23 protein-coding genes are annotated in these 25,672 nt (G+C 73.2%); 11 read left to right on the top strand and 12 right to left on the bottom strand.

What is annotated here, in order from left to right; translation table 11 throughout:
* Nucleotides 1–47: 47 nt before the first annotated feature.
* A complete protein-coding gene (locus tag R2D22_RS07870; protein WP_318102182.1) occupies nt 48–1,328 on the bottom strand; it encodes an alanine racemase in 1,281 nt (426 codons plus the stop codon).
* A 171-nt stretch (nt 1,329–1,499) separates the two neighbouring features.
* Here R2D22_RS07870 and R2D22_RS07875 point away from each other — a divergent pair, with 171 nt between their 5' ends.
* On the top strand, nt 1,500–2,828 hold the full coding sequence (locus tag R2D22_RS07875) for a D-arabinono-1,4-lactone oxidase (protein ID WP_318102184.1): 1,329 nt from the start codon (nt 1,500–1,502) through the stop codon (nt 2,826–2,828).
* A 4-nt stretch (nt 2,829–2,832) separates the two neighbouring features.
* Here the strand turns inward: R2D22_RS07875 and R2D22_RS07880 are convergent, their stop codons facing one another.
* The 8 genes from R2D22_RS07880 to R2D22_RS07915 all read right to left on the bottom strand — a co-directional run bounded on the left by R2D22_RS07880 (nt 2,833) and on the right by R2D22_RS07915 (nt 11,291).
* Nucleotides 2,833–3,885, bottom strand: coding sequence for a hypothetical protein (locus R2D22_RS07880; RefSeq protein WP_318102186.1), 1,053 nt, complete (start codon nt 3,883–3,885; stop codon nt 2,833–2,835).
* A gap of 235 nt (nt 3,886–4,120) precedes the next feature.
* Nucleotides 4,121–4,534 (bottom strand): VOC family protein, encoded by a 414-nt coding sequence (locus tag R2D22_RS07885; protein ID WP_318102187.1) that lies wholly within the window; start codon nt 4,532–4,534, stop codon nt 4,121–4,123.
* A gap of 48 nt (nt 4,535–4,582) precedes the next feature.
* A complete protein-coding gene (locus R2D22_RS07890; protein WP_318109647.1) occupies nt 4,583–4,945 on the bottom strand; it encodes a helix-turn-helix domain-containing protein in 363 nt (120 codons plus the stop codon).
* 45 nt (nt 4,946–4,990) lie between these two features.
* Complete coding sequence (locus tag R2D22_RS07895) at nt 4,991–6,289, bottom strand: carboxylesterase/lipase family protein (protein WP_318102188.1); 1,299 nt, start codon at nt 6,287–6,289, stop codon at nt 4,991–4,993.
* A gap of 46 nt (nt 6,290–6,335) precedes the next feature.
* Complete coding sequence (surE, locus tag R2D22_RS07900) at nt 6,336–7,403, bottom strand: 5'/3'-nucleotidase SurE (protein ID WP_318102189.1); 1,068 nt, start codon at nt 7,401–7,403, stop codon at nt 6,336–6,338.
* Nucleotides 7,404–7,528: 125 nt separating this feature from the next.
* Nucleotides 7,529–8,803, bottom strand: coding sequence for an MFS transporter (locus R2D22_RS07905; RefSeq protein WP_318102190.1), 1,275 nt, complete (start codon nt 8,801–8,803; stop codon nt 7,529–7,531).
* 21 nt (nt 8,804–8,824) lie between these two features.
* Nucleotides 8,825–10,219, bottom strand: coding sequence for an NAD(P)/FAD-dependent oxidoreductase (locus R2D22_RS07910; RefSeq protein WP_318102191.1), 1,395 nt, complete (start codon nt 10,217–10,219; stop codon nt 8,825–8,827).
* A gap of 196 nt (nt 10,220–10,415) precedes the next feature.
* Nucleotides 10,416–11,291, bottom strand: a complete 876-nt coding sequence (locus R2D22_RS07915; RefSeq protein ID WP_318102193.1) for a PaaX family transcriptional regulator — start codon at nt 11,289–11,291, stop codon at nt 10,416–10,418.
* Between the two features lie 166 nt (nt 11,292–11,457).
* On the opposite strand from R2D22_RS07915, the gene R2D22_RS07920 reads away from it, so the two are divergent.
* The 4 genes from R2D22_RS07920 to R2D22_RS07935 are packed head-to-tail and all read left to right on the top strand — an operon-like array spanning nt 11,458 to nt 15,267.
* Nucleotides 11,458–12,369 (top strand): SDR family NAD(P)-dependent oxidoreductase, encoded by a 912-nt coding sequence (locus tag R2D22_RS07920; protein WP_318102194.1) that lies wholly within the window; start codon nt 11,458–11,460, stop codon nt 12,367–12,369.
* A 14-nt stretch (nt 12,370–12,383) separates the two neighbouring features.
* Complete coding sequence (locus R2D22_RS07925; RefSeq protein WP_318109649.1) at nt 12,384–13,253, top strand: amidohydrolase family protein; 870 nt, start codon at nt 12,384–12,386, stop codon at nt 13,251–13,253.
* 10 nt (nt 13,254–13,263) lie between these two features.
* Nucleotides 13,264–14,793, top strand: a complete 1,530-nt coding sequence (locus R2D22_RS07930; protein WP_318102195.1) for an acyl-CoA synthetase — start codon at nt 13,264–13,266, stop codon at nt 14,791–14,793.
* Between the two features lie 18 nt (nt 14,794–14,811).
* Nucleotides 14,812–15,267, top strand: coding sequence for a MaoC family dehydratase (locus R2D22_RS07935; RefSeq protein ID WP_318102196.1), 456 nt, complete (start codon nt 14,812–14,814; stop codon nt 15,265–15,267).
* Nucleotides 15,268–15,293: 26 nt separating this feature from the next.
* Here the strand turns inward: R2D22_RS07935 and R2D22_RS07940 are convergent, their stop codons facing one another.
* A complete protein-coding gene (locus R2D22_RS07940; RefSeq protein WP_318102197.1) occupies nt 15,294–16,007 on the bottom strand; it encodes a TetR/AcrR family transcriptional regulator in 714 nt (237 codons plus the stop codon).
* Nucleotides 16,008–16,100: 93 nt separating this feature from the next.
* On the opposite strand from R2D22_RS07940, the gene R2D22_RS07945 reads away from it, so the two are divergent.
* Entirely contained in the window at nt 16,101–17,735 is a 1,635-nt protein-coding gene (locus tag R2D22_RS07945) for an amidohydrolase (RefSeq protein ID WP_318102198.1), read from the top strand.
* Here the strand turns inward: R2D22_RS07945 and R2D22_RS07950 are convergent.
* Nucleotides 17,702–18,790, bottom strand: coding sequence for a LacI family DNA-binding transcriptional regulator (locus tag R2D22_RS07950; protein ID WP_318102199.1), 1,089 nt, complete (start codon nt 18,788–18,790; stop codon nt 17,702–17,704). The two genes, R2D22_RS07945 and R2D22_RS07950, sit on opposite strands and share 34 nt — an antisense overlap.
* Before the next feature lie 131 nt (nt 18,791–18,921).
* Between R2D22_RS07950 and R2D22_RS07955 the strand changes: the two genes are divergently transcribed.
* From R2D22_RS07955 to R2D22_RS07975, 5 genes are read left to right on the top strand one after another with little or no spacing between them, the layout of a single operon-like run.
* On the top strand, nt 18,922–20,559 hold the full coding sequence (locus R2D22_RS07955) for an ABC transporter substrate-binding protein (RefSeq protein ID WP_318102201.1): 1,638 nt from the start codon (nt 18,922–18,924) through the stop codon (nt 20,557–20,559).
* Entirely contained in the window at nt 20,556–21,509 is a 954-nt protein-coding gene (locus R2D22_RS07960; RefSeq protein WP_318102202.1) for an ABC transporter permease, read from the top strand. The genes R2D22_RS07955 and R2D22_RS07960 overlap by 4 nt, the downstream gene beginning before the upstream one ends.
* On the top strand, nt 21,506–22,375 hold the full coding sequence (locus R2D22_RS07965) for an ABC transporter permease (RefSeq protein WP_318102203.1): 870 nt from the start codon (nt 21,506–21,508) through the stop codon (nt 22,373–22,375). Before R2D22_RS07960 ends, R2D22_RS07965 begins: the two co-directional genes overlap by 4 nt.
* 5 nt (nt 22,376–22,380) lie before the next feature.
* Nucleotides 22,381–23,370 (top strand): ABC transporter ATP-binding protein, encoded by a 990-nt coding sequence (locus tag R2D22_RS07970; protein ID WP_318102204.1) that lies wholly within the window; start codon nt 22,381–22,383, stop codon nt 23,368–23,370.
* Entirely contained in the window at nt 23,367–24,173 is an 807-nt protein-coding gene (locus R2D22_RS07975) for an ABC transporter ATP-binding protein (protein WP_318102205.1), read from the top strand. The genes R2D22_RS07970 and R2D22_RS07975 overlap by 4 nt, the downstream gene beginning before the upstream one ends.
* 249 nt (nt 24,174–24,422) lie before the next feature.
* Here the strand turns inward: R2D22_RS07975 and R2D22_RS07980 are convergent, their stop codons facing one another.
* The gene (locus R2D22_RS07980; RefSeq protein WP_318102206.1) at nt 24,423–25,553 is read right to left on the bottom strand and encodes an N-acetylmuramoyl-L-alanine amidase; all 1,131 of its coding nucleotides are present in this window, start codon (nt 25,551–25,553) and stop codon (nt 24,423–24,425) included.
* Nucleotides 25,554–25,672: the final 119 nt, after the last annotated feature.

Genomic DNA, 25,672 nt, shown 5'->3' on the forward strand with positions numbered 1-25,672 from the left:
TCCGGGCGCGTGTCAACGTACCCCAGTGCGTCGGTCGTCCCGCCGCGTCACAGGAAGGCGTGCCGCTCCCCGCGGTAGGTGGGGACGACGTCCACGATCCGGTCGCCCTCGACCAGGTGCAGCCGGTCGACCCGCTCGCACAGCTCGCCCGCCTTCGCGTGCCGGAACCACACCCGGTCGCCGAGCCGCAGCGTGTCGGCGGCGGCGCCGACCAGCGGGGTCTGGACCTCGCCCGCGCCCTCGGCGGACAGCAGGCGCAGCCCCTCGGGCGAAACGGGGACCGGGAGCCGGTCCGTGCCCGGGGCGCCGGAGGCGATCCAGCCCCCGCCGAGGACGGTGACGTGGCGCGGCGCGGGCCGGCGGACGACGGAGAGCGCGAAGTACGCGGCGGGCAGCGGGCGGAACCCGCGGTAGTGGTCGAACAGGACCGGCGCGTAGATGCCGGAGCCCGCTCCGAGCTCCGTGACGGCCGGTTCGGCGGAGGTCCCCTCCAGGCTGCCGGTGCCGCCGCCGTTGACGAACTCCAGCGGCGCCACCGCCCGCACCGCGCGGATCGCGGCGGCGCGCCGGGCCCGCAGCTCGCGGGCGGAGGCCCGCTGCACGAGCCGCACGGCCGCCCGCGTCAGGCCCGCGCCGGGCTGGTTGTCGCCGACCCCGGCGATCTGCCCCTCGTACGACATGACGCCGACCAGCCGGAGCCGCGGCCTGGCCACGACGGCCCGGGCCAACTGCGCGGCCTGCTCGGGCGCGTGCAGCGGCGAGCGGCGCATGCCGAGGTGGAGCCGACCGCCGAGGAGGCGGAGCGAGGCGTCGAGGTCGAGGCAGATCCGGACGGGCGGGCCGGTCGGGCCGACGGCGTCGGAGATGAGGTCGAGGTGCTCGACCGAGTCGACCATGAGGGTGATCCGGGCGGCGGCCCGCTCGTCGGAGGCCAGGCGGCGCAGCGCCGGCACGTCGGCGGTGGGGTAGCCGACGAGGATGTCGGGGGCCGCACCGCCGGAAGCCGGCGTGTCGGAAGCCGGGGTGCCCGGTGCCTCCCCGCCGTCCTCCGCCAGCCAGAGCGCCTCCGGCAGCGTGAACGCGAGGATCCCCGAGAAACCCGGCATCCGCAGGACGTCGCCGATCAGCGCGCGGCAGCGCAGGGACTTGCTGGCGAGCCGGATCGGCTTGCCGCCGGCCCGCCTCGTCATCATCGCGGCGTTGGCCCGCAGTGCGCCGAGATCGACCACGGCGAACGGCGGCTGGAGGTCCGCCGTGGCCTTCTCCAGCTCGGCGAACCCCGCGGGGGAGACGGGACGTGCGAGGCCCTGCTGCGCGGTGCTTCCCATGGCGTGCGGCCTTTCCGTGGACCGTTGCGGGGCCGCCACCGTCTCTTGGTCAACCGTCCAAGTCAAGGGTTCCGGACCCTTGACTTGGACGGTTGACCAAGTTCAGTCTTCCCGGAAGCCGCCGCGGGAACGCGCGCCGGCCCCGCCGATCCGGTCGAGAGGACTCCTGGCATGAGCAGCGTGTGGCGCAACTGGGCGGGCAACGAGGAGGCACGGCCCCAGCGCGTGCTGCGCCCCGCGAGCACGGAGGACGTGGCCGCGGCGGTGAAGGACGCGGTACGAGACGGGCTGCGGGTCAAGCCCGTCGGCTCCGGGCACTCCTTCAGCGGCGCCGCGGTCGCGCCCGACGTCCAGCTGCGCCTGGACCTGCTGGACGGGGTGTCGGAGATCGACGCCGAGACGGGTCTGGTGACCGTCGAGGCCGGCATGCCGCTGTGGAAGCTCAACCCGCTGCTGGCCGCGCACGGCCTGGCCCTGGAGAACATGGGCGACATCGACCGGCAGACCGTCTCCGGCGCGATCTCGACGGGTACGCACGGCTCCGGCGTCCGGTTCGGCGGCATCGCGACCCAGGTCCGGGCCCTGGAGCTGGTCCTCGCCGACGGCTCGGTGGCCACCTGCTCGCCCACCGAGCGGCCTGAGCTGTTCGCGGCGGCCCGGGTCGGACTCGGGGCGCTCGGCGTTCTCACCCGCGTCACGCTGCAGTGCGTGCCGCTGTTCGCCCTGCACGCCCGCGACACCGCGATGCCCGTCGAGGAGACGCTGGGGCGGGCACGGGAGTTCACCGACGGCAACGACCACTTCGAGTTCTTCTGGTTCCCGCACAGCACCACGACGCTCACCCGCCGCTTCCGCCGGCTGCCCGGCGACGCGCCGCTGAAGCCGATCGGGGAGTTCGCCCGCCGCCTCGACGAGACCGTCAGCGGCCTCGGCTTCGAGGGGCTCAACCGGATCGGCACCCGCTTCCCCGGACTCGTCCCGCCGATCGCCCGGTTCGCGGCCAAGGCCATGTCCTCGCGGGAGTGGACCGACCACTCGTACAAGGTCTTCGCCTCGGTGCGCGACGTCCGTTTCCACGAGGGCGAGTTCGCCATCCCGCGCGAGCACGCCGTGGACGCGCTGCGCGAGATCAAACGCTGGGTCGACAGCCACGACGAGAAGGTGTCGTTCCCGCTGGAGGTCCGGTTCTCCGCGGCCGACGACATCTGGCTCTCCACCGCGCAGGGCCGCGAGAGCTGCTACATCGCGTTCCACCAGTACCACCGCATGCCGTACAAGCGGTACTTCCGCGCCTGCCAGGACATCCTCGGCGGTTTCGGCGGCCGGCCGCACTGGGGCAAGATGCACGATCTCGACGCCGCGCAACTGCGCACCCGCTACGACCGCTTCGACGACTTCGTCGCCCTGCGCGACACGCACGACCCGGCCGGCGTCTTCGCCAACCCGTACCTCGACCGCGTCCTCGGCCCGGCCCCCGAGGCGTCGCCCCGGAGGCCCTGACCCGTTAGAACAGGTCCGTGTGCCGGAACATGTCCACCTCGTCGTAGATCTCGCGCAGCCACGGGGCGCGGACGGCGGGCAGTCGGCTCAGGGTCCGGAGGAACGCGCGCCGGTCGATCCGGAAGGAGAACATGGGCTGCGGCGCCGACGGGTCGTCGCGGAGGACGCCGTCGGGCAGGCCGCCCGTCGCGGGGACGGGTGCGCCGCGCTCGGGGAAGGCCATGGACAGCCACACGCCGCCGGGTATCGGCACGACGTCCGCCGTGGTGCCGGCGGGGGCGGCCCAGGTCTCCCCCGTCTGCGGGTGGACCGGGACCAGGACGATGTCGGCGTCCTCGCCGGGCGCGGGTAGTCCGGGTCCGGCCAGGACGGCCCGCTTCGGCGGCGGTCCGGCGGGCAGCAGTGTGTCGAGGGCGTTGCGGAACACGTGCGCGACGCGCCCGTCCGGCACGATCACCGGCCGGCCCTCCGAGGCCACCAGCAGGTGGGCCAGCGCTCCGCCGGCCGCCGCCTCCCACCGCGGGCTCCACCGCCACCACAGGGTCTCCTGCTGCTGGGCCCACCGGGCCATCGGCTCGGACGCCGGGGTGGCATGACCCTTCGCCAGGAGATCCGTCCACGCGTCGGGTTCGCGGGCCGGGCCGTCGAACGGGACGCGGCGTACGGCGTCCGGGAGGAACCAGACCGCTTGCCAGAGCGAGCAGTCGTCGACCCGGGCCGCCACCTCCAGACCGCAGCGCTCGCAGGCCATGTTGGGGCCGTCGGTCCAGGCGAGGCCGCAGCAGTAGCCGCCGGCCGACTCCGGGATCAGCACGGTCCCCCGACTGTCACCGGGTGCGACGACGATCGCTCCGGGCAGACCGTCGGACAGGGCGAAAACCGGTGCGTACACGCCCCGGGCCGCCGCCTCTTCCTCGGTGAACTCGTTCCAGCGGCGCCACGGTGGCCCCCACGGCTCCGGTTCGACGGCGTACGTCCCCGGTTCCATGAGCACCGGGAGCTGGAGCCCGTTGCCGAACTGCTGGTGGGCCTCTGCGGGCAGCACGGCGACTGTCACCGGGTCGACGATCGCTCCGGGGGCGGTCAACCGGTGCGTCGGCGCCGCACCCCGCGCAAACGAAAACGAACTTCAGTCAGCGGGGCGGTCAACTCGGCGCCGCACCCCGCGCAAACGAAAACGAACAACAATCCTCCGCCTGGGAAACAGGCGCATCATCGCAGCCCGGCGCCCGGCGGCCAACGGTTTTTCCGCGGGCCGGCCCCGCAGGCCGGCCCGCCCCGGTCAGCCCCGTTCAGCCGGCCTTCGGCTGGGTGAAGCGGATGCTGTTGCCGAACGGGTCGCGCAGGCCGCAGTCGATGCCGTACGGGCGCTCCGTGGGCTCCTCGGTGAACTCGACACCCTTGGCGAGCAGCGTCTCGTAGGTCTTGCGGCAGTCGTCGGTGCTGAAGATGAGGTGGCCGCCCATGGCGCCCTTGGTGAGCAGGTCGCGGATCTGCGCCGCGATCTCCTCGGAGTGCGCGGGCGCGCCGGGCTTCTCCAGCAGGATCTGGCGGTCCGGGGAGCCGGGGACGTTGACGGTCAGCCAGCGCATGAAGCCGAGGTCGACGTCGGTGTTGACCTCCAGGCCGAGCTTGCCGACGTAGAAGTCGAGGGCCTCGTCCTGGTCGAGGACGAAAATCTGCGAGTGCGTGATGGCGTTGAACATGTCCCCCACGCTAGCGGCGGGGGCGGCCGAGAACTTATCCAAAAATGCTCAGTCGGCGGCCGGTCGGGTCCACGCCCGGGTGAAGCAGCTCGGCACGGGCACGGCCGTCGCCCGCTTGCGGTACTCGCGCGGCGAGCTGCCGACGATGTCGTGGAAGGTGCGGCTGAAGGTCCCGGTGCTGCCGAAGCCGACCTCGTAGCAGATGTCGGTGACGCTCCGGTCGGTCTCCCGGAGCAGGAACATCGCCCGCTCGACCCGGCGCCGCTGCAGGTAGCGGTGCGGGGTCTCGCCGAACGTGGCGCGGAAGGTGCGGCTGAAGTGCGCCGGGGACACATGGGCGATCCGTGCCAGGGCCGGGACGTCGAGCGGCTGCGCGTACGCGCGGTCCATCGCGTCCCGGGCCCTCAGCATGCGGCGGTTGGTGTCTTCGGTGGCGCTGCTCACCGGCCCATCACATCACGCGGACCAGAGGTGCGCTCCCGTGCTGTCCCCGGTGTGCCGGGGCCACTCGGGACCCGGGTCGAGGTCCCGGACGAAACGCACCCAGGCGCCGTGGACGGCGTCGGCGAGCGCCTGCGGCGGCGCCTCGCCGAGGGCCTCGGGAACGCCGGGGGCGTCCAGCAGGTCGAAGGCGAAAGGCAGGTCGACGCAGTGGTGGGCCAGGCCTTCGAAGGCGGGGGCCGTGGCCTCCCAGGCGAACTCGTACAGCCAGGTCGGGCTGCCCGCCCGCGCCCGCGCCGTGGCGATCTCCGTGGCGGGGACGCGGAACATCGCGTCGGTGACGGCCGCGCCCAGTTCCCGGGGCTCCATGCTGTCGAACTCGTGGGCGGTGCAACCCAGCATCAGGGGGACGTCGGCGCCGGCCGTTCCCGCGACGAGGGCCTCGTGCACGGGCGCGGGGACCAGCTCGCCGTCCGCGAACGGGGCGAGGACCACCATCGGGAGCGCCTCGCGCTCGGGTCCGTCCTCGTCCAACCGGTCCTGGAGGTCGATCAGTTCGTCGTCGGAGAGGTCGCGGAGCGCCGCGGCGGCGGCCGGGACGCCGGTACGGGCGGTGAACAGCGCCGACACCGTCTCGGCCAGGTCGCGGCCCTGGGGCCGCATGACCGCCCCGGAGACCGAGATCGCGGCGCGGAACAGTCCGCGGGCGGACGGGATCGCGAGCAGGGTCTGGACGGCCCCGCCGCCCGCGGACTGGCCGGCGATCGTCACCTTGGCGGGGTCGCCGCCGAACGCGGCGATGTTGTCCCGGACCCATTCCAGGGCCGCGATCCAGTCCCGCACGCCCCGGTTGTCGGGGGCGTCGTCGAGGTGCAGGAAGCCCTCGACGCCGAGCCGGTAGCCGATCGACACCAGCACGATGCCGTCCCGGTTGAACGCCGCCCCGTCGTACCAGGGGCTGGCCGCCGAGCCCGCCACGTACCCGCCCCCGTGGATCCACACGAGGACGGGCAGCGCCGCCGCCGGGTCGGCCGCCGGGGTGAACACGTTGAGGTTGAGCACCCCGTCGCCGGGGATCGACGGCTCGGGGATCGTGGTCATCTCGGCGAACGGGCGGCGCTGGGCGGTGGGGCCGTACGCGGTGGCGTCCAGCGGCTCCGTCCAGGGCTCGGGCGGCACGGGTGCCGCGAACCGCAGGGCGCCGACCGGCGGTTGTGCGTAGGGGATGCCGAGGAAGCGCAGGGTGCCGTCGATGCGGAGGTCGCCCCGCACCGGCCCGTGGGCGGTGCGGACGACGGGTGCGGTCGCGGTCATGGGCGGTGCTCCTGGAGGCTGGGGGCGGGAGGTCGTCCGGCCGGGGTCAGTGGGCCGGGGCGTCGTGCTCGACGTACTGGCGGAGCTTGCGCAGCGTCTTGGTGTTCGGCTCGTGGGCGCCGTAGGTGCGGTCGCGGGTCACCGGCGTGACGGAGATCCGGCCGTCGCGGAACAGCGCGGTGGAGTCGGCGTCGCGGGCCGTCTCGGTGCAGGGGTCGCCGGGCTTCTCCTCGCAGACGCCGAGGCCGATGGCGAAGGAGTCCTCGCCGGTGGGCTCGTAGGCGTGCCAGACGACCTTGCCGTGCCCGACGCCGGTCCAGGCCGGGCGTCCGGCCGGGGTGCCGCCGCTGACGTCCGGATAGTCGACCTTGAGGGCGAACTGCGAGGTGAGCAGGGAGCGTGCGTCGAGACCGGCGACGAAGCGGGCGCCGAACTCGGCGTTCGCGCGGTAGTTGGCCCGGGGGAAGAAGGTCTGGCTCTCGTCGCCGGAGGAGGAGAAGGCGATGGCCGGGACGCCCTCGTCGATCGCGGCGATCGCCGCGCCGACCGTGCCGGAGTCGTTGACCTGTGCGGAGACGTTGGGGCCCGAGTTGATGCCGGTGAGGACCAGGTCGGGGGCGTCGGTCCAGCCGGCCTTGGCCTTCAGGCCGCCGCGCAGCGCGAGCTTCACGGTGTCGGCCGGGGTGGCGCTCGGACTGTCCTTCGTACAGGGGCTCTCGCCGAGGCAGACGCCGATGACCGCGCCCTTGGCGGGGGCGGTCGCGCAGTCGCTCTCGTACCCGGCGGGCAGGGCGGTGCGGCGCTGGGCGGTGAGGACGCCGCCGTTGGTGACGGCGGTGCCCCTGCCGGACTGGGACTGCCAGGGGGCCATGACGACAACGTCGGCGCCGGCGGCGCACATCGCGCGGCGCAGCTCGTACAGGCCGAGGCCGTCGGAATTGCTCGCCTTGGCGGCCTGCATCGAGTCGTCGTTGGAGATCAGGATCCGCATCCCGGCCAGCGGCCGGGCGTCGGTGCCAGGGCCGGACGTGGCGGCGTAGGCGGTCACACCCGCGGCGGCGAGCACCACGGCTCCGGCGCTCGCGGCGCCGAGTCTGCGCAGCGTCTTCGACATGCGCGAAGTCCCTTCTGTGGGAGGAGGGTGCCGGGCGGCGCTCGGTCAGGTCGCGCCGCCCGGCGTCGCGGCCCCGGTGGGGCCGCGAGTTCGGGGAGGGGTGGGGTGCTCGGTGCCGCGCGGTGTCAGCGCACCTTCCTGATCGGGATCACCGCGGCGGCACCGAGCAGGGTGATCAGCGCGGCGACGGCGTACAGGCCGTCGTAGCCGAGCAGGCCGACCAGGAGCGAGGCGAGGAACGGGGCGATGATCTGCGGGCCGGCGTTGGCGATGTTGAGCACGCCCATGTCGCGGGCCGCGTCGCCGGCGCTGGGCAGCACCAGGGTGACCAGGGCGGTGTCCACGGCCATGTAGCAGCCGAAGGCCAGGGCGGCGACGACGGTGAAGATCAGCATGCCGGTCCAGTCCGGCTTCACGACCGGGATCATCATGGCCAGGCCGGAGAGGGCGCAGGAGATACCGACCAGCGGCTTGCGGCGGCCGATGCGGTCGGAGAGCAGTCCGCCGAGGAGGGTGGCGACCAGGGTGACGCCCGCGTCGATCGGGGCGATGAACGCGACCGCCTCGGTCGGGTCGAGTCCTTCGGGCAGCGCGATGTGGTCCTGGAGGATGTACAGCTGGAACAGCGACACGGCGAAGAAGCCGAGCATCGTCAGGAAGCGGCCGATGAACACCCAGCGGAAGTCCGCGTCCTTCAGGGTGGTCGCGAAGGCGGCGAGCTGCTTGCCCAGCGGAGCGGGCGCGAGGTCGGTGCGCCGCTGCTCGCGGACGAGCGCGGTGAACAGGACGGCCGCGCCCGCGATCACGGCGCCCATCACGAGGTAGCCCAGGTCGATGTCGCCCGGCACGAACAGGGTGGCGAGCGAGATGCCGGCGGCGGTGCCGATCGGGGTGCCGATGCCTACCATCGCCGATGCCAGGCCGCGGCGTTCCACGGGGACCCGGTCGGGGACGACGGCGGTCACGGCGGCCTGGTAGACGTTCATCGTCGCCTGGACGAGACACCAGGCGATGGTGACCAGCAGAACGGTCCGGGCCTGGCCGAGCAGCGCCAGGGCGCCGAGGGCCGCCAGGCCGCCGCCGAGGATCCACGGGTTGCGCCGGCCGGAGCGGTCGGAGAGCAGGCCCGCGAGGGGGTTGAACAGCGTGGCGAAGATCGCGGCGACACCGGCGACGAGGCCGAAGTTGGCCACCTTGTCCGCCGGGTCGACCTGCTCGACCTGGAGCGGCAGCAGCACCGCGCCGATGCCCATGTAGACCAGGTACATCGCGGCGTTGGCCACGGTGAGCAGGGGCATCAGGCGGACCAGGGACGTGCCGGAGGCGGCCCTGCCGGGCGCGGCGGGCTGGTCGGGGACAGCCGGCGGGGCGGCGGGGGGCCGGGCTTCGGATGCGTTCATGTGAGGTCTCTCGTGGGGCGGTCAGCTGTCGAAGCCGAGGCCGAGGCGGTCGAGCGTGCGCAGCCAGAGGTTGCGCCGCCCCTCGTTCCGGTCGGCACGGGCCATGGACCACTTGGTGATGCCGATGCCGACCGAGCGGACCGGCTCGGGCGGGAAGGGCAGCGGCTTGCGGCGGACCAGTTCGAGGGCGGTGCGCTCGGTGTACTCGCCCGCGAGCAGGTCGAGCATCACCTCGGCACCGAAGCGGGTGGCGCCGACGCCGAGTCCCGTGAATCCGGCGGCGTAGGCGACCTTGCCTTGGTGACACGTGTCAAAAAATACGCAGAAGCGGGTGCTCGTGTCGATGGCTCCGCCCCAGGAATGTGTGAAACGGAGACCCTCCAGCTGCGGGAAGGTGTCGAAGAAGTGCCCGGCGAGGGTCGCGTACGTCTCCGGGCGCCGGTCGTGCTCGGCACGGACCCGGCCTCGGTAGTGGTAGATCGCGTCGTAGCCGCCCCACAGGATCCGGTTGTCGGCGGAGAGCCGGACGTAGTGGAACTGGTTGGCGCAGTCGGCGAAGCCCTGGCGGCGCTCCCAGCCGACGGAGGCGAGCTGCGCCTCGGTCAGTGGCTCGGTCATCAGCGCGTAGTCGTACACGGGGATGGTGTACGGGCGGTGGCGCCGGACGAGGGACGGGAAGGCGTTCGTGGCGAGCGCGACCCGTCCGGCGCTGATCCGGCCGTACGGGGTGCCCACCGAGATCAGGGCGCCGTGCTCGTCGAGCGAGGTTGCGGGGGTGTGCTCGTGGATCCGGACGCCGAGGCCGAGACAGGCCTGCTTGAGGCCCCAGGCCAGCCGCGCCGGGTTGACCATCGCGACGTCGTCCTTGTTCCACAGGCCGCCGAGGAAGGTCGGCGAGTCGATCTCGGCGCGAACCTGTTCGGCGTCGAGGAGGACGGGCCTGCCGCCGAACCGGGCGGCGGCCTCGGCCTCCTCGGCGAGGCCTTCGAGCTGGTAGGGCTCGGTGGCGACGGCGATGGAGCCGGTGCGCTCCCAGTCGCAGTCGATGCCGTAGCGGATGAGGGTGTCCTCGATGGCCTGGAGGTTCTCCCGGCCGAGGCGTTCCAGGGTCCCGATCTCGTCGGGCCAGCGCGTGAGGCCGTTGTGCAGGCCGTGGGTGAGGCTGGACTCGCAGAATCCGCCGTTGCGGCCGGAGGCGGCGCCGCCGACCTCGTCGGCCTCGATGAGCACCACGTCGACCGAGGGATCGCGCTCCTTGGCGACGAGGGCAGTCCACAGGCCTGTGTAGCCGCCGCCGACCACGAGCAGGTCGCAGGTGGTGCCGCCGACGAGGGCGGGGGCCGGCCGCGGCCGGCGCGGGTCGTCGAGCCAGAAGGGGGTGGGCGCGGCGTCCCGGAGCGAGGAGAGGGGATCCATGGGTGTTCCTTCGGGTCGCGGTGGGGCCCGAGTGCGCGGGCCCCACCGAGGTGCCGCCCATGAGACGACGCCGCACCCGGCAAGGTCAATGGTGTTGACATAAGTGTCGCGGTGACGGCCCCGCGGCCCGGCGCGACACCGGACCACCCGGCAAGACCTACGCCCCCGGCCCGAAGCCGGACCGCCCCCGCGGGCCCTACGCCCCCGGCGCCGGTGGCGGCTCCGGCTCCCAGCGGTCGAGGATCTCCTCGGCGATCGCGCGCGCCCCGGGCGCGTACCGCGCCGCCAGGTCGCGGAACAGCGCCTCGGCACGCACGGCCGGCCAGTCCTCCGGCAGGTGCTCGGCCGGCAGGTGGGGATCGCGACGCACCAGGTCGAGCCAGTCGGTGTGCAGCACGAGCTGGCGGCCGAGGTCGTCGCGCACCTCGGCGGGGCCGGGGCCGTCACCCCAGCGCGCCAGGAAGGACCGGTAGCCCCCGGCGATCGCGTCGACGTCGAAGGCGGTACGCAGCAGGGGGCCGGCCTCGGTGGGCGCGGCGGCCTCCCCGTGGAAGGCCCTGATACGGTCCCCCAACCCGAGTTCGGCGGCGATGGGCGCGACGTCCACGCACCCCGGGGCGACCCAGAGCCCGCTCTGCAGCGGCCCGAAGCCCGCCCAGACCAACCGTGAGCGCAGGTCGTGGCGTTCGCTGCGCCAGGACTCCGGGAGCGAGAAGCCGACCAGCGTCCAGGTGCCGTCCCAGCCGCGGTTGACCGCGCCCCTCCGGTGGATCCGCTCCTCGCCGTCGGCGAGGACCTCGGCCGCGCGGGGCGTCAGCGAGAAGTACATCCGGCGGCCGCGCCGGTGCCGTTCCAGCAGTCCGCGGCTCACCATGCGGGTCAGGGTCGAGCGGACGGCGTCCTCGCCGACGTCGACCCGGGCGAAGGCGTCGATCACGCTCGCCGAGGACAGTGCGGTCCCGGTGCCGAGCACGTGGATGCCGAAGAAGCTCAGCATCAGCGACTGCGGGCGGGGCGGGGAGCCGGGCTCGGCGGCGGAGGCGGTCCGGGCGGGCGGGGCGGGGTGCGTCACGGGGACAGCGTAGGGCGGACTTCCGACGAGGACCTCAATATTCGGCAGTTCATTGACGCCCGACACAGAAGTGCCTAACTTGTTCGCTCGACGGTGCGCGTCCGGTCGCGATCCCCCGCGCCCCGCGCCGTGCTCACGGGAACGCCCACGGGAAAGGACCCCGTTCATGACCTCCTTGAATCTCTCCGGAAAGGTCGCCGTCGTCACCGGCAGCGGCCGCGGCCTCGGCCTCGCCTACGCCCGTTCCCTCGCCGCCGCCGGCGCGGCCGTGGTGATCAACGACGTGGACGCCGAGGCGGCCGGCGCCGCGGTGGAGCAGCTCACCGCGGACGGCGGCCGGGCCGTCGCAGAGGTGGTGCCGGTGGGCTCCACCGAGGCCGCCGAGGCGCTCGTCGCCCGGGCCGTCGACAGCTTCGGCCGGATCGACGCGATGGTCACCAACGCCGGCGTGCTGCGCGACCGGGTGCTCTGGAAGATGACCGACGACGACTTCGACACCGTCGTCGAGGTGCACCTTCGGGGCACGTTCACCTGCGTCCGCGCCGCCGTCGAGCGGATGCGCGCGCAGGGCGAGGGCGGCCGGATCGTGGTGGCCGGCTCCCCCGCCGGACAGCGCGGCAACTTCGGCCAGACCAACTACGCCGCCGCCAAGGCCGGCATCGCCGCCATGGTGCGTACCTGGGCGATGGAGCTGGCGAAGGCCGGCATCACCGCGAACGCCGTCATCCCGGTCGCCGCGACCGCGATGACCAGGACGATCCCCGTCTTCGCCCCGCACGTCGAGGCGCTGGAGCAGCACGGCACCGCCCTCCCCGACAGCCTGCGCAAGGGCGAGGGCTTCGGCACGCCCGAGGACGTCGCGGGCCTTGTGACCTACCTCGCCTCGGACGCCGCCGCCGGTGTCACCGGCCAGTGCATCGGCATCGGCGGCGACAAGCTGGCGCTGTGGTCGCACCCGCAGGAGGTGTCGGTGGCGTACGCGGACGGCGGCTGGAGCCCCGAGGCGATCGCCGCCGCCTGGCCGGTGTCCGTCGGCCGCACCCCGGAGACCTTCGGCATCCCGGCGCCGCAGCTGTGAGCGCCCGTACCCCGCTGAACCCGGACGAGCTCGTCGCCATCGACGTGCACACCCACGCGGAGGTCTCCGCGAAGGGCGGCGCCTCTCTCTCGGCCGAGTTGGACCGGGCGGCCGGCGCGTACTTCAAGGCGGAGCACCGTCACCCGACGCTGCCGGAGATCGCCACGTACTACCGCGAGCGCCGGATGGCGTGCGTGGTGTTCACGGTGGACGCGGAGTCGGCCACCGGCACCCCGCCGGTGCCGAACGAGGAGATCGCCGAGGCCGCGGCCGAGAACCCCGACGTCATCATCCCGTTCGCCGGCGTCGACCCGTACAAGGGGAAGGCGGCGGTCCGTCAGATCCGGCGGCTCGTCGAGGAATTCGGAGTCAGGGGCTTCAAGTTCCACCCGAACATCCAGGCCTTCCGCCCCGACGACCGGATGGCGTACCCGCTGTACGAGGCGATCGAGGACGCGGGGGCGATCGCGGTCTTCCACACCGGGCAGACCGGCATCGGCGCGGGCGCGCCGGGCGGCGGCGGCATCCGGCTGAAGTACTCGAACCCGATGCACGTGGACGACGTCGCAGCGGACTTCCCCGGCATGCGGATCATCCTCGCCCATCCGTCCTTCCCGTGGCAGGACGAGGCGCTCGCGGTCGCCACCCACAAGCCGAACGTGTACATCGACCTGTCCGGCTGGTCCCCGAAGTACTTCCCGCCGCAGCTGGTCCGGTACGCCGACAGCCTGCTCCAGGACAAGGTCCTCTTCGGCTCGGACTACCCGCTGCTGACCCCGGACCGCTGGCTGGCCGACTTCGCCGGGCTCCCGATCAAGGACGAGGTCCGTCCGAAGATCCTCAAGGAGAACGCGGCCCGCCTGCTCGGCCTCACCACCACCTGAGGGAGACCCCATGCGCAATCAGGGCATCGGGTCCTGGCCGGCCCGCCGGAACCGGAGGACTCCCCGCCGCACCGCCCTCCTCCACGAGGGGCGCTCGTTCGACTACGCGACCCTCCACGACCGCTCCACCCGGCTCGCCCACGCCCTGCGCGGCGCGGGCGTGGAGCGCGGGGACCGGGTCGCCTTCCTGGGCCCGAACCATCCGTCGTACCTGGAGACGCTGTTCGCCGCCGGGAACCTCGGGGCGGTCTTCGTGCCGCTCAACACCCGTCTCGCCGTGACGGAGTTGGCGTACCAGCTCACCGACTCCGGCAGCCGGGTGCTGGTGCACGCCCGGCAGCCGGACGGCAAGATCGCCGAACTGGTCTCGGCCACCGGGACCGCCACCCTGCTCTCCGTCGAGGGCGAGGGGCCGGGCCGGGTGTACGAGGAGTCGCTCGCGGCAGCGTCGGCGGAGCCGCTCGACGAGGAGGTGGGGCACGACGACGTCTGCATCATCATGTACACCTCCGGCACCACCGGCCGTGCCAAGGGCGCCGTGCTGACCCACGGCAACGTCCTCTGGAACAGCCTCAACGTCGTCGTGGACACCGATGTCGCCGGCGACGAGGTGGCCCTGGTCTCCGCGCCGCTGTTCCACACCGCCGCGCTCAACATGAGCTGCCTGCCCACCCTGCTCAAGGGCGGCACGGTCCTCCTCGAGTCCTCCTTCGATCCGTCCCGCACCCTGGAGCTGGTCGAACGACACCGCGTCACCGGCATGTTCGGGGTGCCGACCATGTACGACGCGATCGCCGCCGCCCCCGGCTGGGCGAGCGCCGACCTGACCAGTCTGCGCACCCTGCTGTGCGGCGGGGCGCCGGTGCCGAGCCGTACCGCCCGCGCCTATCTGGACCGGGGCCTGGCCTTCGTCCAGGGGTACGGGATGACGGAGACGGCGCCCGGTGCGCTGGTCCTGGACCGGGGCGACTCGCTGAGCCGTGCCGGTTCGGCGGGCGTACCGCACTTCTTCACCGACGTACGGGTGCTGCTGCCCTCGGGCGAGGAGGCCGCGCCCGGCGAGAAGGGCGAGATCGTGGTCTCGGGGCCGAACGTCACCCCGGGCTACTGGAACCTGCCGGAAGCGACCGCCGCGGCCTTCCGCGACGGGGGGCGTTTCCGGTCGGGCGACGTGGCCACGGTCGACGCCGACGGCTACGTGACGCTCGTCGACCGGCTCAAGGACATGATCATCTCGGGCGGGGAGAACATCTACCCGGCCGAGGTGGAGGACGCGCTGCTCGCGCACCCGGACGTCGCCGAGGCGGCCGTCATCGGCGTGCCCGACCCCACGTGGGGCGAGGTGGGGCGGGCGGTCGTCGTCCTGCGCTCGGGGACCTCACCGACCGCCGAGCAACTCCTCACCCATCTCGAGGGCCTGCTGGCCCGCTACAAGCTCCCGCGGAGCTTCGTCCTCGTGCCCGAACTGCCCCGCAACGCCGCCGGAAAGCTGCTGAAGGCCCCCCTCCGGGCCCGCTACGGCAGCAACCCCACCGACTGACCTTCTGGAGAAACCCTCATGTCCCTCACCGTCAACGGCATCGACGAGATCCGCGCGCAGGCCGGCGCCGACCTCGGCCACAGCTCCTGGGTCGAGATCGCCCAGCCGCGCGTCAACACCTTCGCCGACGCCACCGGCGACCACCAGTGGATCCACGTCGACGAGGAGCGCGCCGCCACCGGCCCGTTCGGCGGCACCATCGCCCACGGCTACCTGACTCTCTCCCTCCTCATCCCCATGTGGAGCGAGCTGCTTCAGGTCGAAGGCGTGTCGATGGCCGTCAACTACGGCCTGAACAAGGTGCGTTTCCCCTCCCCCGTGAAGGTCGGCTCGAAGATCCGCACGCACGGCCGTGTGGTGTCCGTCGTGGACGTCAGGGGCGGTGTCGAGGTCGTCGTCGACCTGACCGTGGAGATCGACGGCGCCGACAAGCCGGCCTGCGTCGCCCAGGCGGTCTACCGCTTCCTGGCCTGACGCGACGCCGCCCGAGACATCGTCGTTCAGTCGCCCTCCTGCGACTTCGGCCGCAGCGCCGCCACCGCGTCGAGCATCAGCTCCAGGGCGAACGGGTACCCGCTGTCGCGCATGTCGGCGGCCAGCAGTGGATAGGTCGCCGCGATGTTCGGGTGGGTGTCCGCCGGCAGCCGGCCGTACACCGCCTGCCAGACCTCCTCGTCGCCGTCCCGCGCCGCCTTCGGCAGCGCGAGGGCGGCGGCGTCCTGGGCGGCGAAGGCGAGGGCCTGGTCGACGAAGGCGTGATAGATCCGCACCGCGAGCGGGTCCGGGAAGCCTCCGGTGCGCAGCACGCCGAGGATCACCTCGACCGCCCGGGTCTCGTTCGGACGCCCGGTCGTGCGGTGCGCCGCGAGCATCGCGGCCTGCGGGTTCAGCTGGTACTGGGCGTGGATGCGCAGCCCGATGGAGCGCAGGTCCGCACGCCAGTCGCCGGTGGCGGTCCAGCCGTCCTGCGCCCGGCCGATCAGCTCGTCCGCCACGGCGAGCAACAGGTCGTCGGTGTTGCGGAAGTAGCGGTAGAGGGCGGTGGGGTCGGCGCCCAGCGCCGCGCCCAGCCGGCGTACCGACAGCGCCTCGGCGCCGTGCTGCGCGACCAGACGCAGCGCGGTCTCGACGATCAGCGCCTCGGAGAGCACCGCGCCCTGCTTGGTGGGGCGGCGGCGCTGCCGCCTGCCTTCGGGAACCACGCGTTCGACCATGCCCCGATTTTATGTCAACACCATTGACGTGTAAACGGGCGTCCCGCTTCCATGGCGCCCACCACACCGCCGCCTCTCGCACTGGAGCTTCGCATGGCCAAGGCCGATCTGGTCTTCACCCGCGGTCCCGTCCTCACGGTCGACCCGGCCCGCACCCGGGCCACGTCGCTCGCCGTCGTCGGGGACCGGATCGCGGCCGTCGGCCATGACGAGGTGCTGGAGCTCGTCGGCCCGGACACCGAGGTCGTCGACCTGACCGGGAAGCTGCTGGTCCCGGGTTTCCAGGACGCTCACATCCACGCCGTCTCCGGCGGCATGGAGCTGGCCGAGTGCGATCTGACCGGAACGGTCGGCGTCCCGGAGTACCTGGAGCGGATCCGGGCGTACGCGGACGCGCACCCGGACCACACCTGGATCACCGGCGGCGGCTGGTCGATGGAGAGCTTCGACGGCGGCCTGCCCACCCGGCAGCTGCTGGACTCCGTCGTCCCCGATCGTCCGGTGCTGCTCTCGAACCGCGACCACCACGGCGCGTGGGCCAACACCCGGGCGCTCGAACTGGCCGGGCTCACCGCCGACACCCCCGACCCGGCCGACGGCCGGATCGAGCGCGAGGCGGACGGCACCCCCAGCGGCGTGCTCCAGGAGGGCGCGATCGGGCTGGTCGCCCGGCTGGCGCCGGCGGCTACCGCCGAGGATCGGCTGGCCGGTCTGCTGCGGGCCCAGAAGCTGCTGCACTCGCTCGGCATCACGGCCTGGCAGGACGCTCTGCTCGGCTCGTTCGGCGGCATGCTCGACCCCGCGGACGCCTACCTGACCGCCGCCCGCGACGGCTCGCTCACCGCCCGGGTGACCGGCGCGATGTGGTGGGACCGGGAGCGCGGCGCCGAGCAGATCGACGAACTGGTCGCGAAGCGCGCGGAGTTGAAGCACGGCCGGTTCCGCGCCGGCTCGGTGAAGATCATGCAGGACGGCATCGCGGAGAACTTCACCGCCGCGCTCAGCTCCCCGTACCTGGACGCCTGCGGCTGCGCCACCGCCAACACCGGCATCAGCTTCGTGGACCCGAAGGCCCTGCGCGCGTACGTGACCGAGCTCGACGCCCTCGACTTCCAGGTGCACTTCCACGCGCTCGGCGACCGGGCCGTGCGCGAGGCGCTCGACGCCGTGGAGGCGGCCGTGGCCGCCAACGGCCGGCGCGGCAACCGGCACCACCTGGCGCACCTCCAGGTCGTGCACCCGGACGACATCGCCCGCTTCGCGCGGCTGGGCGCGATCGCCAACATCCAGCCGCTGTGGGCCGCCCACGAGCCGCAGATGGACGAGCTCACCATCCCCTTCCTCGGGCCCGAGCGGGCCGCCTGGCAGTACCCCTTCGGGGACCTGCTGCGGTCCGGCGCGACGCTGGCCGCGGGCAGCGACTGGCCGGTCAGCAGCCCGGACCCGCTGGCCGGCATCCATGTCGCGGTCAACCGCCGGGACCCGGAGGCGGAGGACGACAGGGTCTTCCTGCCGGAGCAGCGCCTCGACCTCCCCGGCGCGATCGCCGCGTACACCGCCGGCACCGCCCACGTGAACGGGCTCGACGACACCGGCACGCTGGTCCGGGGCAACCTCGCGGACCTCGTCGTCCTGGACCGCGACATCCTCACCGCGCCGCCGGAGGAGATCGCGGAGGCGAAGGTCGAGCGCACCTACGTCGGCGGCCGACTCGTCCACTCGGTCTGACCGTGCCGGACCGAAGACGCCCGCACCTCGAGCTCGGTGGGCACGAGCACGCCGGACGGCTGCAGGTGGCCGTGCTCCAGCACGGCCACGAGCAGTTCGATGCCTGCCTGGGCGACGTCGTGGGGCCGCAGGCTCAGCGTCGTCACCGCGGGATCGGTGTGCAGGGCCGTCACGTCCTCGCTCACGCAGACGAGGAGCAGGTCGCGCGGCACCTCGTAGCCGTGCCGGCGGGCCGCCTCCAGCACGAGCGGCGGGCTCGCCTCGGCCACCACGAACAGCGCGTCCGGACGTTCGCCGCCGGTCTCGGGGCCGCCCACCAGGGCGGTCTCGACGGCGCGGACGACCGGACCGTTGCCGGGCGCCGCGGCGCGCACCACCCACTCCGATACGCCGTGCTCCGCGCACCACGCGTGGTACGCGGCGAACACGCCGGAGTGGAAGCGGGTGGTGCTGTCCGGCGTCACGAGCGCGGGCCGCCGGGCGCCCTGTTCCCACAGGTGGTCCAGGCTCGCGCGAACAGCCGCGGCACCGTCGACGTCCACCCAGTGCGCCCCCGGCCGCCCCTCCACGGAGCGGTCGCTGAACACCGGAATCCGGGCGGCGAGCAGCTCCTCGACGATCGGGTCGTCGGCGGCGGGGTCGGCGACGACCACGGCGTCCAGCGGCAGCTCGGCCCACTCGCGCTGCAGCGAACCGGCGGGCAGCAGCACCACGGCGTAGCCGCGCGCGAGCGCGGTCGCAGCGGTGGCGCCGGTCAGCCGGGCGAAGTACGGGGACTCCAGGAACGTCCACGGCGCGTCCACGAGCTCACCGACCACATATCCGATCAACCTGGCCCGTCCCGCACGTAGTTGGCGCGCGGTGGCATTGGGCCGATAGCCCATTCTGCGCGCGGTCTCGCGGGCCTTCTCCCGGACCTCGGGAGAGAGCCGGCCGGTGCCGTTGAGCGCCGCCGACACGGTCGTCTTGGACAGACCCGCCTCGCGGGCCACGTCGACGAGCCGCACGCGCGGGGTGGGCGACGAGGGCTGCCCGCCGTGCCGTGAATCGGTCATGGGGCTGATGTTGCCACCCTCGTGACCTCTGGAAAACCGTTCCCGCAGAGTCTTGTGCGGGAACGTTCCCGCATCAATACTCGCTCCATCCCCCAGCGCCCGTCACTACACCCGTAAAGGGGTGGGTCTGCATGCGCACGCCCAGATTCCTCGCGTTCGTCGCCTGTACCGCCGCACTCGCGGCCACCGCCACCGCCTGCTCCGGCGCCACCGCACCGCGGAACGCCGTAGGCACCACCGGCTACAAGGTCGAGCCGACCTCGCCGGCCGCGAGCGGCCCGCTGCCCTCGCTCACCTGGTCCCTGTACGCCGAGCCGTACACGCTCGACTACGCCCTCGCGTACGACTACCCGCCGAACACCGTGCTCGCCAACGTCTGCGAGCAGTTGTTCCGGGTCACTCCCGACCTCAAGATCGAGCCGGGGCTCGCGACGAAGTACACCCAGCCCGACCCGCGCACCCTCGTCTACACCCTGCGCCCCGGCGTGAAGTTCCACGACGGCACGGTCATGACGGCGGAGGACGTGGTCGCCTCCCTGAAGCGCCACACCGACCCGGCCACCGGCTCGCCCTGGGGCTCGGCGTTCAAGAACGTCGCGTCGATCGAGAAGACCGGCCCGCTGGAGGTGACGATCAAGCTCTCCAAGCCCGACGTGCTGCTGCACGAGCTGATGGCCGCCTCCCCCGGCACCGTGGAGAGCGCCGCCACCCTCCGCAAGGAGGGCAAGGACTACGGCACCCCGAACGGCAAGGTCAACTGCTCCGGCCCGTACGCGGTCCAGAAGTGGGCGCAGGGCGACAGCATCACGCTGAAGAAGCACGACGGGTACTGGGACACCAAGCTCGCCCCGAAGACCGCCGAGGTGAAGTTCACCTTCGTCGAGGACGCCGCCGCCCGCAGCAACGCCTTCCTCTCCGGAACGGCCGACGGCGGGTACATGGTGCCGTCCTCCTCGATCGCGGACCTGCGCTCCAGCAAGCGGGGGACCGTGCTGTTCGGCCCGAACACCGGCGCCGCGAACCTCGCCGTGCTGAACCTCAAGGGCACGCTGGGGGACGTCAGGGTCCGCCGGGCGCTGTCCATGGCGCTGGACCGGAAGAACATCGTCAAGGCCGCCGCCGGCGGCGTCGGCGAACCCGCCAAGGCTCCCACGGCGCGCGGCGCCTGGGCGCTCGCCCCGGAGAAGACCGCGAAGATCTACGGCGCGCTGCCCGAGCCCGCCTTCGACGTGAAGGGGGCGCGCAAGCTCGTCGAGGAGGCGGGCGCCAAGGGCAAGAAGATCACCATGGTGACCAGCTCGCTGGCGCCCGAGATCAGCGTCGTCGCGATCGCCGTTCAGGCGGCCGGCCGCTCGATCGGCCTCGACGTCGAGCTGAAGCCCGTCGCGCCCGAGGCGTACAGCAGCATCTTCGTCGACCCGAAGGCGCGCACCGGCCTCGACCTGGTGATCACCAACGGCTACGACAACACCCCTGACCCGCTGGAGTTCTACCAGTACCTGCGGACCGGCGACTTCGGTAACTACGGCAACTGGTCGAACCCCGAGTACGACGCCGCCTTCGACCGCGCGAACGCCGAGCCGGACGCCGCGGCCCGCACCGACCTCACCGCGGAGCTGCAGAAGATCGCGCTGCGCGAGCTGCCGGTCATCCCCGTGTACGAGGCGCCCTACTCGGTCTTCCTCGGCAAGCGGATCACCGGCGCGCCCACCGGCATCGCCCAGCTGTACTACCCGTGGGCCGCGACGATCGGGGCCGCGACGCCATGACCCGCTACTTCGTCGGACGCTTCCTCGGCCTGGTGGCGGTGCTGTTCGTGACCTCGATCGTGGTCTTCGGCAGCGTCCACCTGGCCCCCGGCGACCCGGTGTCGTTCCTGCTGCACGGTCGCCCCGCGACCCCGGAGGCCGTGGCCTCGCTGCGCTCCCAGTACCACCTGGACGATCCCCTGCCCGTGCAGTACGGCAAGTGGCTCGGCGGCGTCCTGCAGGGCGACTTCGGGCGCTCCGCGCAGTTCCACCAGGACGTCGCGAGCCTGATCGGCTCGCGGCTCCCGGGCACCGCCCTGCTCGTCGGGTACGCGGCGCTGCTCGTCGCCGTGCTCGGCGTGGCGGCCGGCATCCTGGCCGCGCTGCGGCCGGGCCCGCTGGACCGGGCGGTGCTCGTCGGCACCGGCGTGGCGACGGCGACCCCGTCGTTCGTCACCGCCATCGCGCTCGTGTCGCTCTTCTCCGTCCAGCTCGGCTGGTTCCCCGGACCGGGCGGCACCCCGACCGGCCTCGGGGACCGGCTGCACCACCTGACGCTGCCGGCCTTCGCGCTGGCGCTGACCTTCGCGGGTCTGCTCGCCCGGGTGACCCGCTCGGCGATGCTCGACGAAATGGGCCGCGACCACGTCGAGGTGGCGCGGGCCCGCGGCGTCGCGGAGCGGACCGTGGTCCGCCGGCACGTCCTGCGCAACGCGCTCGGGCCGGTCGTCACCGTCGGCGGCACGATGCTCGCGGGGCTGCTCATCAGCACCTCGATCGTCGAGACCGCCTTCGACGTGCCCGGCCTCGGCTCGCTGCTCGTGCAGTCGGTGACCGCGAAGGACTTCGCCGTCGTGCAGGCGGTCACGCTGCTCAGCGTCGCGGCCTTCGTCCTGGTCAACTTCCTCGTCGACCTGCTCGCCCCGCTCATCGACCCCCGTCTGTCCCTCCACGGGGAAGGCTCCTCATGACCACCACCGCCACCCCGGCGCCGTACCGCAGGCCCGGCCTGCGCAGACTGCGTCTGCTCGGCCAGGGCCCGATGTTCACCGCCTCGGTCGTGGTGCTCGCCGTGCTCGTCCTGGTCGCACTGCTCGCCCCCGTCCTCGCCCCGTACGACCCGGAGGCCATCGACCTCTCGGCGAGCCTGACCGGGACGAGCGGCGACCACCTGCTCGGCACCGACCAGTCCGGGCGGGACATCCTGTCCCGGCTGATCCACGGCGCCCGCACCGGGCTGCTCGGGCCGCTGCTGGTCGTCGCCGTCTCCACGCTGCTCGGCACGCTGCTCGGCCTGGTCGCGGCCTGGCGCGGCGGCTGGGCGGACGCGCTGCTGTCCCGCTCGATGGACCTGGTCTTCGCGATCCCCGGCCTGCTGCTCGCGATCCTGCTCGTGTCGGTCGTCGGCTCGGGCATGACCGCGCCGGTGATCGCGATGGCCGTGGCCTACACCCCGTACGCGGGGCGGCTGGTGCGCGGCCTCGCGCGCCAGGAGAAGGCCCGGCCGTACATCGAGTCGTACCGGGTGCAGGGCTGGTCGGGTTGGACGGTCTGCGTCCGGCACCTGCTGCCGAACATCGCTCCGACGATCTTCGCGCAGTCCGCGATGAACTTCGGCTACGCGCTGATGGACCTGGCGGCGCTCTCCTTCCTCGGCTTCGGCGTGCAGCCGCCGACCGCCGACTGGGGAGCCATGATCAACGAAGGCCAGTCGGCCATCCTGCAGGGGGCGATGCTGCCCGCCCTCGCGCCGTCCGCGTGCATCGTGCTCGCCGTGGTGGCGTTCGGCATCGTCGGCGAGGGGCTCGCCGACCGGATCTCGAGGCGAGAGCAGTGAACGGCATGAACCACCAGCGCACCGGACCGGCACCGGTCCTGGAGATCGACGGGCTCGGGGTCCGGCTCTCGGACGACCGGGCGGCCCGGCCGATCCTGGACGGCGTGAGCCTCCACGTCCGCCCCGGGGAGACCGTCGGCCTGGTCGGCGAGTCCGGCTCGGGCAAGTCGGTGGCCTGCCGCAGCGTCCTCGGGCTGCTGCCCGAAGGCGCGCGGGTCGACGGCGAGGTCCGGGTCGCCGGCCGGGACGTGCTGACGATGAACCGCGCGGAGCGGGCCCGACTGCGGGCCGAACAGGTCGCGATGGTCTTCCAGGACCCGCGCGCCTCCGTCAACCCGCTGCGCCGGGTCGGCGACTTCCTCACCGAGGGGCTGCGTGCGGCCGGCACCCCGGCCGGCGCGGCGACCGCGCGGGCCGAGGAGCTGCTCGCCTCGGTCGGCATCCGTGATCCGCGCGGCGCGCTGCGCCGCTATCCGCACGAGTTCTCCGGCGGCATGCTCCAGCGGGTCGTGATCGCCGCGGCGCTCGCCGCCGAGCCGGCGCTGCTGGTCGCCGACGAGCCGACCACGGCGCTCGACGTCACGACCCAGGCGGAGATCATCGCGATCCTGACCCGGCTGCGGGCGGAGCGCGGGACCGGCCTGCTCTTCGTCACCCACGACCTGGAGCTGGCCTCGGCGATCTGCGACCGCGTGTACGTGATGTACGCGGGCCGGATCGTCGAGACGCAGGGCACGGACGCGCTGTTCGACCGTCCGCGTCACCCGTACACGGCGGGCCTGCTCGCCTGCACCCCGCGCATCGAGGCGGGTGCGCCGGCGCCCCGGCCGATCCCGGGCCGCCCGGTCTCCCTGGCCGAGGCGCCGGCCGGCTGCGCCTTCGCCGCGCGCTGCGCCCACGCGCTGCCGCGCTGCGCCGCCGAGGCGCCCGTACTCGCACGGCACGGCGACGGTCTCGCCGCCTGCCACCGCGCCGACGAAGGGATCACGCTGTGACCACGGCGACCTCAGGAACGAACGGCCTCGTGGTCGAGGGTCTGTGCAAGCGGTACGGGGACCATGCGGCCGTCGACGACGTGTCGTTCACGCTCGCGCCGGGCTCCTCGCTGGCGGTCGTCGGCGAGTCCGGCAGCGGCAAGACCACCACGGTCCGCATGCTCGTCGGCCTGGAGCGGGCCGACGCGGGCACGGTCCGGCTGGACGGCCGGGACCGCTCCGCCCGGCCGCGGAACCGGTCCGAGCGGCTGGCCCGCGCGCGGGAGATCCAGATGGTCTTCCAGGACCCGTACCTCTCGCTGGATCCGCGGATCACGGTGTCCGGCTGCCTGGACGAGGTGCTGCGGCTGCACACCGCGCTCGACGCTTCGGGGCGGCGGGCCAGGGTCACCGAACTCCTCGACCAGGTGGGCCTGGGCGCCCGCGAGGCGACGGCGCTGCCCCGCCGGCTCTCCGGCGGCCAGCGTCAGCGGGTGGCCATCGCCCGGGCGCTGGCGGTGGAGCCGCGGGTCCTCGTCCTCGACGAGGCGGTCGCTGCGCTGGACGTGTCCATCCAGGCGCAGATCCTCGACCTGCTCACGACGATCCGCCGCGAGGCCGGCATCGGGTACCTGTTCGTCACCCACGACCTGGCGGTGGTCAGGCACATCGCGGACCAGGTGCTGGTCCTCAAGTCAGGCAAGGTCGTGGAGACGGGCCCGACCGACCGCGTCCTGGAGGCGCCGGAGCACCCGTACACCCGGCTGCTCCTGGCCTCCGTGCCCCGACGCGGCTGGGACCCGGCGCTCAAGGCGCCGGCCTAGGGGTCCGGCCGTTCCCGGGCCGGACCGGTCATTGGCGGGGGTCGACAGCGGCTTCGCCGCCTTGTCGGCCGAGCCGTCGACGGAGAAGTACGTTCGACATGGTGGTGAGCAGCATGTCCCGCCGGCTCTCGGGCAGTTCCATCAGCGCGCCGAGGACCTGGTTGCGGAGTCGAACAGGGTCACCGAGCACGCCTCCGCCCTCGCCGGCCGAGGCCGGCGAGGGCGGCGAGGGCGGACCGGCGACTCCCGTCAGCCGGCGGCCGCGGCCGTCTGCCGGATCTCGGGCAGCGCGGCGTAGAGCTCGGAGCCGGGGCATTCCGTGGGGTAGCCGTCGCGGTGGCCGGAGATCCGGGCCAGCAGGACCTTCTGCCCGGTCGTGTAGTAGCCGTTGTCGGCGCCGGAGGTGAGGGTCACCGCGCCGGCCGGGTCGTGGCCGTAGAGGCGGAGCTTCCAGGCGGCGACGCGGGCCACGGCGGAGCGGACGACGGCGTCGGCGGTCGCGGTGTTGTAGTTGCCGATCACGGAGATGCTGCTGGTGTCCGTGTTGAAGCCGTAGGTGTGCGCGCCCTTGACCGGCTTGTCGATGCCGCCGGCCCGGCCCTCGAAGACGGTGCCGCACTTGTCGACCAGGAAGTTGTAGCCGATGTCGTTCCAGCCCTGGCTCTGCACGTGGTAGAGGAAGATGCCGCGGACCAGGGAGGCCGACTCGCTGCACTGGTACGCGTTGGTGCCCGCCGTGTGGTGGACGAAGATCGCCTTGGTCTCCTTGGTGTACGTCGGCGAGGACCGGACCAGCGACTCGTCGGCGCCCCACCAGGACCGCCAGGTGATCGGCGGCAGGCCGGTCTCGGCAGGGGCGTCGGGAGCGGTGGGCGCGGCCGGGGTCACCGGGTCGCCCGGGTCGACGAGCTCCACCCTCAGGCCGGCCGGCAGCCCGTCGCCGGTGGCCCGGAACTGGACTCCGTCGGAGGCCCCGGTCCAGAGCGGCTGGGCACCGGGCCGTACGGCGCCGGCGGCGGTCTCGCCGCCGGACTCCGGGGTGCGGGCGTCGGTGTCGAGGGTGCGCCAGGTGGACCAGAGTCCGGTACGGGCGTCCCGGGTGCGGATCTGGGCCGTGCCGCCCAGCTGGGCCTTCGGGTCGTCCCAGGTCAGGCCGATCATGCTGAACGGTCCGGTGGTGCGTGCCGAGAGGGCCCGGGCGCCGGGGTCGGCGCCGTGCGGCACCGGCACCGGCACCGAGTGGACGGAGCCGGGCCGTCCGTCGGGTCCGCCGGCCGGGGTCACGGTGGCGGTGGCGGTGGTCGCCGCCGTCAGACAGAGGAGGGCCCCCGCGGCCCCCAGCACCGCGGTCGCCACGGTCAGGGTGCGTGCATGTGTCATCGGAACTCGGTACTCCCGGTGCGGCTGCAAGAGGTCGGACGACTGCCGTCGGACGCATCTCTACCGGGCTGACGATCAGAGAATCCCCATAAGACGGATAAAAAGGGGTATTGCCCTTC

This window comes from Streptomyces sp. HUAS YS2 (assembly GCF_033343995.1).
In the GTDB taxonomy this organism is placed as follows: domain Bacteria; phylum Actinomycetota; class Actinomycetes; order Streptomycetales; family Streptomycetaceae; genus Streptomyces; species Streptomyces solicathayae.

Excerpts from the sequence above, each read along its gene's own strand:
- R2D22_RS07870 (WP_318102182.1), bottom strand. The coding sequence starts at position 1,328 with ATGGGAAGCACCGCGCAGCAGGGCCTCGCACGTCCCGTCTCCCCCGCG.
- R2D22_RS07875 (WP_318102184.1), top strand. The coding sequence starts at position 1,500 with ATGAGCAGCGTGTGGCGCAACTGGGCGGGCAACGAGGAGGCACGGCCC.
- R2D22_RS07885 (WP_318102187.1), bottom strand. The coding sequence starts at position 4,534 with ATGTTCAACGCCATCACGCACTCGCAGATTTTCGTCCTCGACCAGGAC.
- R2D22_RS07890 (WP_318109647.1), bottom strand. The coding sequence starts at position 4,945 with ATGCTGAGGGCCCGGGACGCGATGGACCGCGCGTACGCGCAGCCGCTC.
- R2D22_RS07895 (WP_318102188.1), bottom strand. The coding sequence starts at position 6,289 with ATGACCGCGACCGCACCCGTCGTCCGCACCGCCCACGGGCCGGTGCGG.
- surE (WP_318102189.1), bottom strand. The coding sequence starts at position 7,403 with ATGTCGAAGACGCTGCGCAGACTCGGCGCCGCGAGCGCCGGAGCCGTG.
- R2D22_RS07905 (WP_318102190.1), bottom strand. The coding sequence starts at position 8,803 with ATGAACGCATCCGAAGCCCGGCCCCCCGCCGCCCCGCCGGCTGTCCCC.
- R2D22_RS07910 (WP_318102191.1), bottom strand. The coding sequence starts at position 10,219 with ATGGATCCCCTCTCCTCGCTCCGGGACGCCGCGCCCACCCCCTTCTGG.
- R2D22_RS07920 (WP_318102194.1), top strand. The coding sequence starts at position 11,458 with ATGACCTCCTTGAATCTCTCCGGAAAGGTCGCCGTCGTCACCGGCAGC.
- R2D22_RS07930 (WP_318102195.1), top strand. The coding sequence starts at position 13,264 with ATGCGCAATCAGGGCATCGGGTCCTGGCCGGCCCGCCGGAACCGGAGG.
- R2D22_RS07935 (WP_318102196.1), top strand. The coding sequence starts at position 14,812 with ATGTCCCTCACCGTCAACGGCATCGACGAGATCCGCGCGCAGGCCGGC.
- R2D22_RS07940 (WP_318102197.1), bottom strand. The coding sequence starts at position 16,007 with ATGGTCGAACGCGTGGTTCCCGAAGGCAGGCGGCAGCGCCGCCGCCCC.
- R2D22_RS07945 (WP_318102198.1), top strand. The coding sequence starts at position 16,101 with ATGGCCAAGGCCGATCTGGTCTTCACCCGCGGTCCCGTCCTCACGGTC.
- R2D22_RS07950 (WP_318102199.1), bottom strand. The coding sequence starts at position 18,790 with ATGACCGATTCACGGCACGGCGGGCAGCCCTCGTCGCCCACCCCGCGC.
- R2D22_RS07955 (WP_318102201.1), top strand. The coding sequence starts at position 18,922 with ATGCGCACGCCCAGATTCCTCGCGTTCGTCGCCTGTACCGCCGCACTC.
- R2D22_RS07960 (WP_318102202.1), top strand. The coding sequence starts at position 20,556 with ATGACCCGCTACTTCGTCGGACGCTTCCTCGGCCTGGTGGCGGTGCTG.
- R2D22_RS07965 (WP_318102203.1), top strand. The coding sequence starts at position 21,506 with ATGACCACCACCGCCACCCCGGCGCCGTACCGCAGGCCCGGCCTGCGC.
- R2D22_RS07970 (WP_318102204.1), top strand. The coding sequence starts at position 22,381 with ATGAACCACCAGCGCACCGGACCGGCACCGGTCCTGGAGATCGACGGG.
- R2D22_RS07980 (WP_318102206.1), bottom strand. The coding sequence starts at position 25,553 with ATGACACATGCACGCACCCTGACCGTGGCGACCGCGGTGCTGGGGGCC.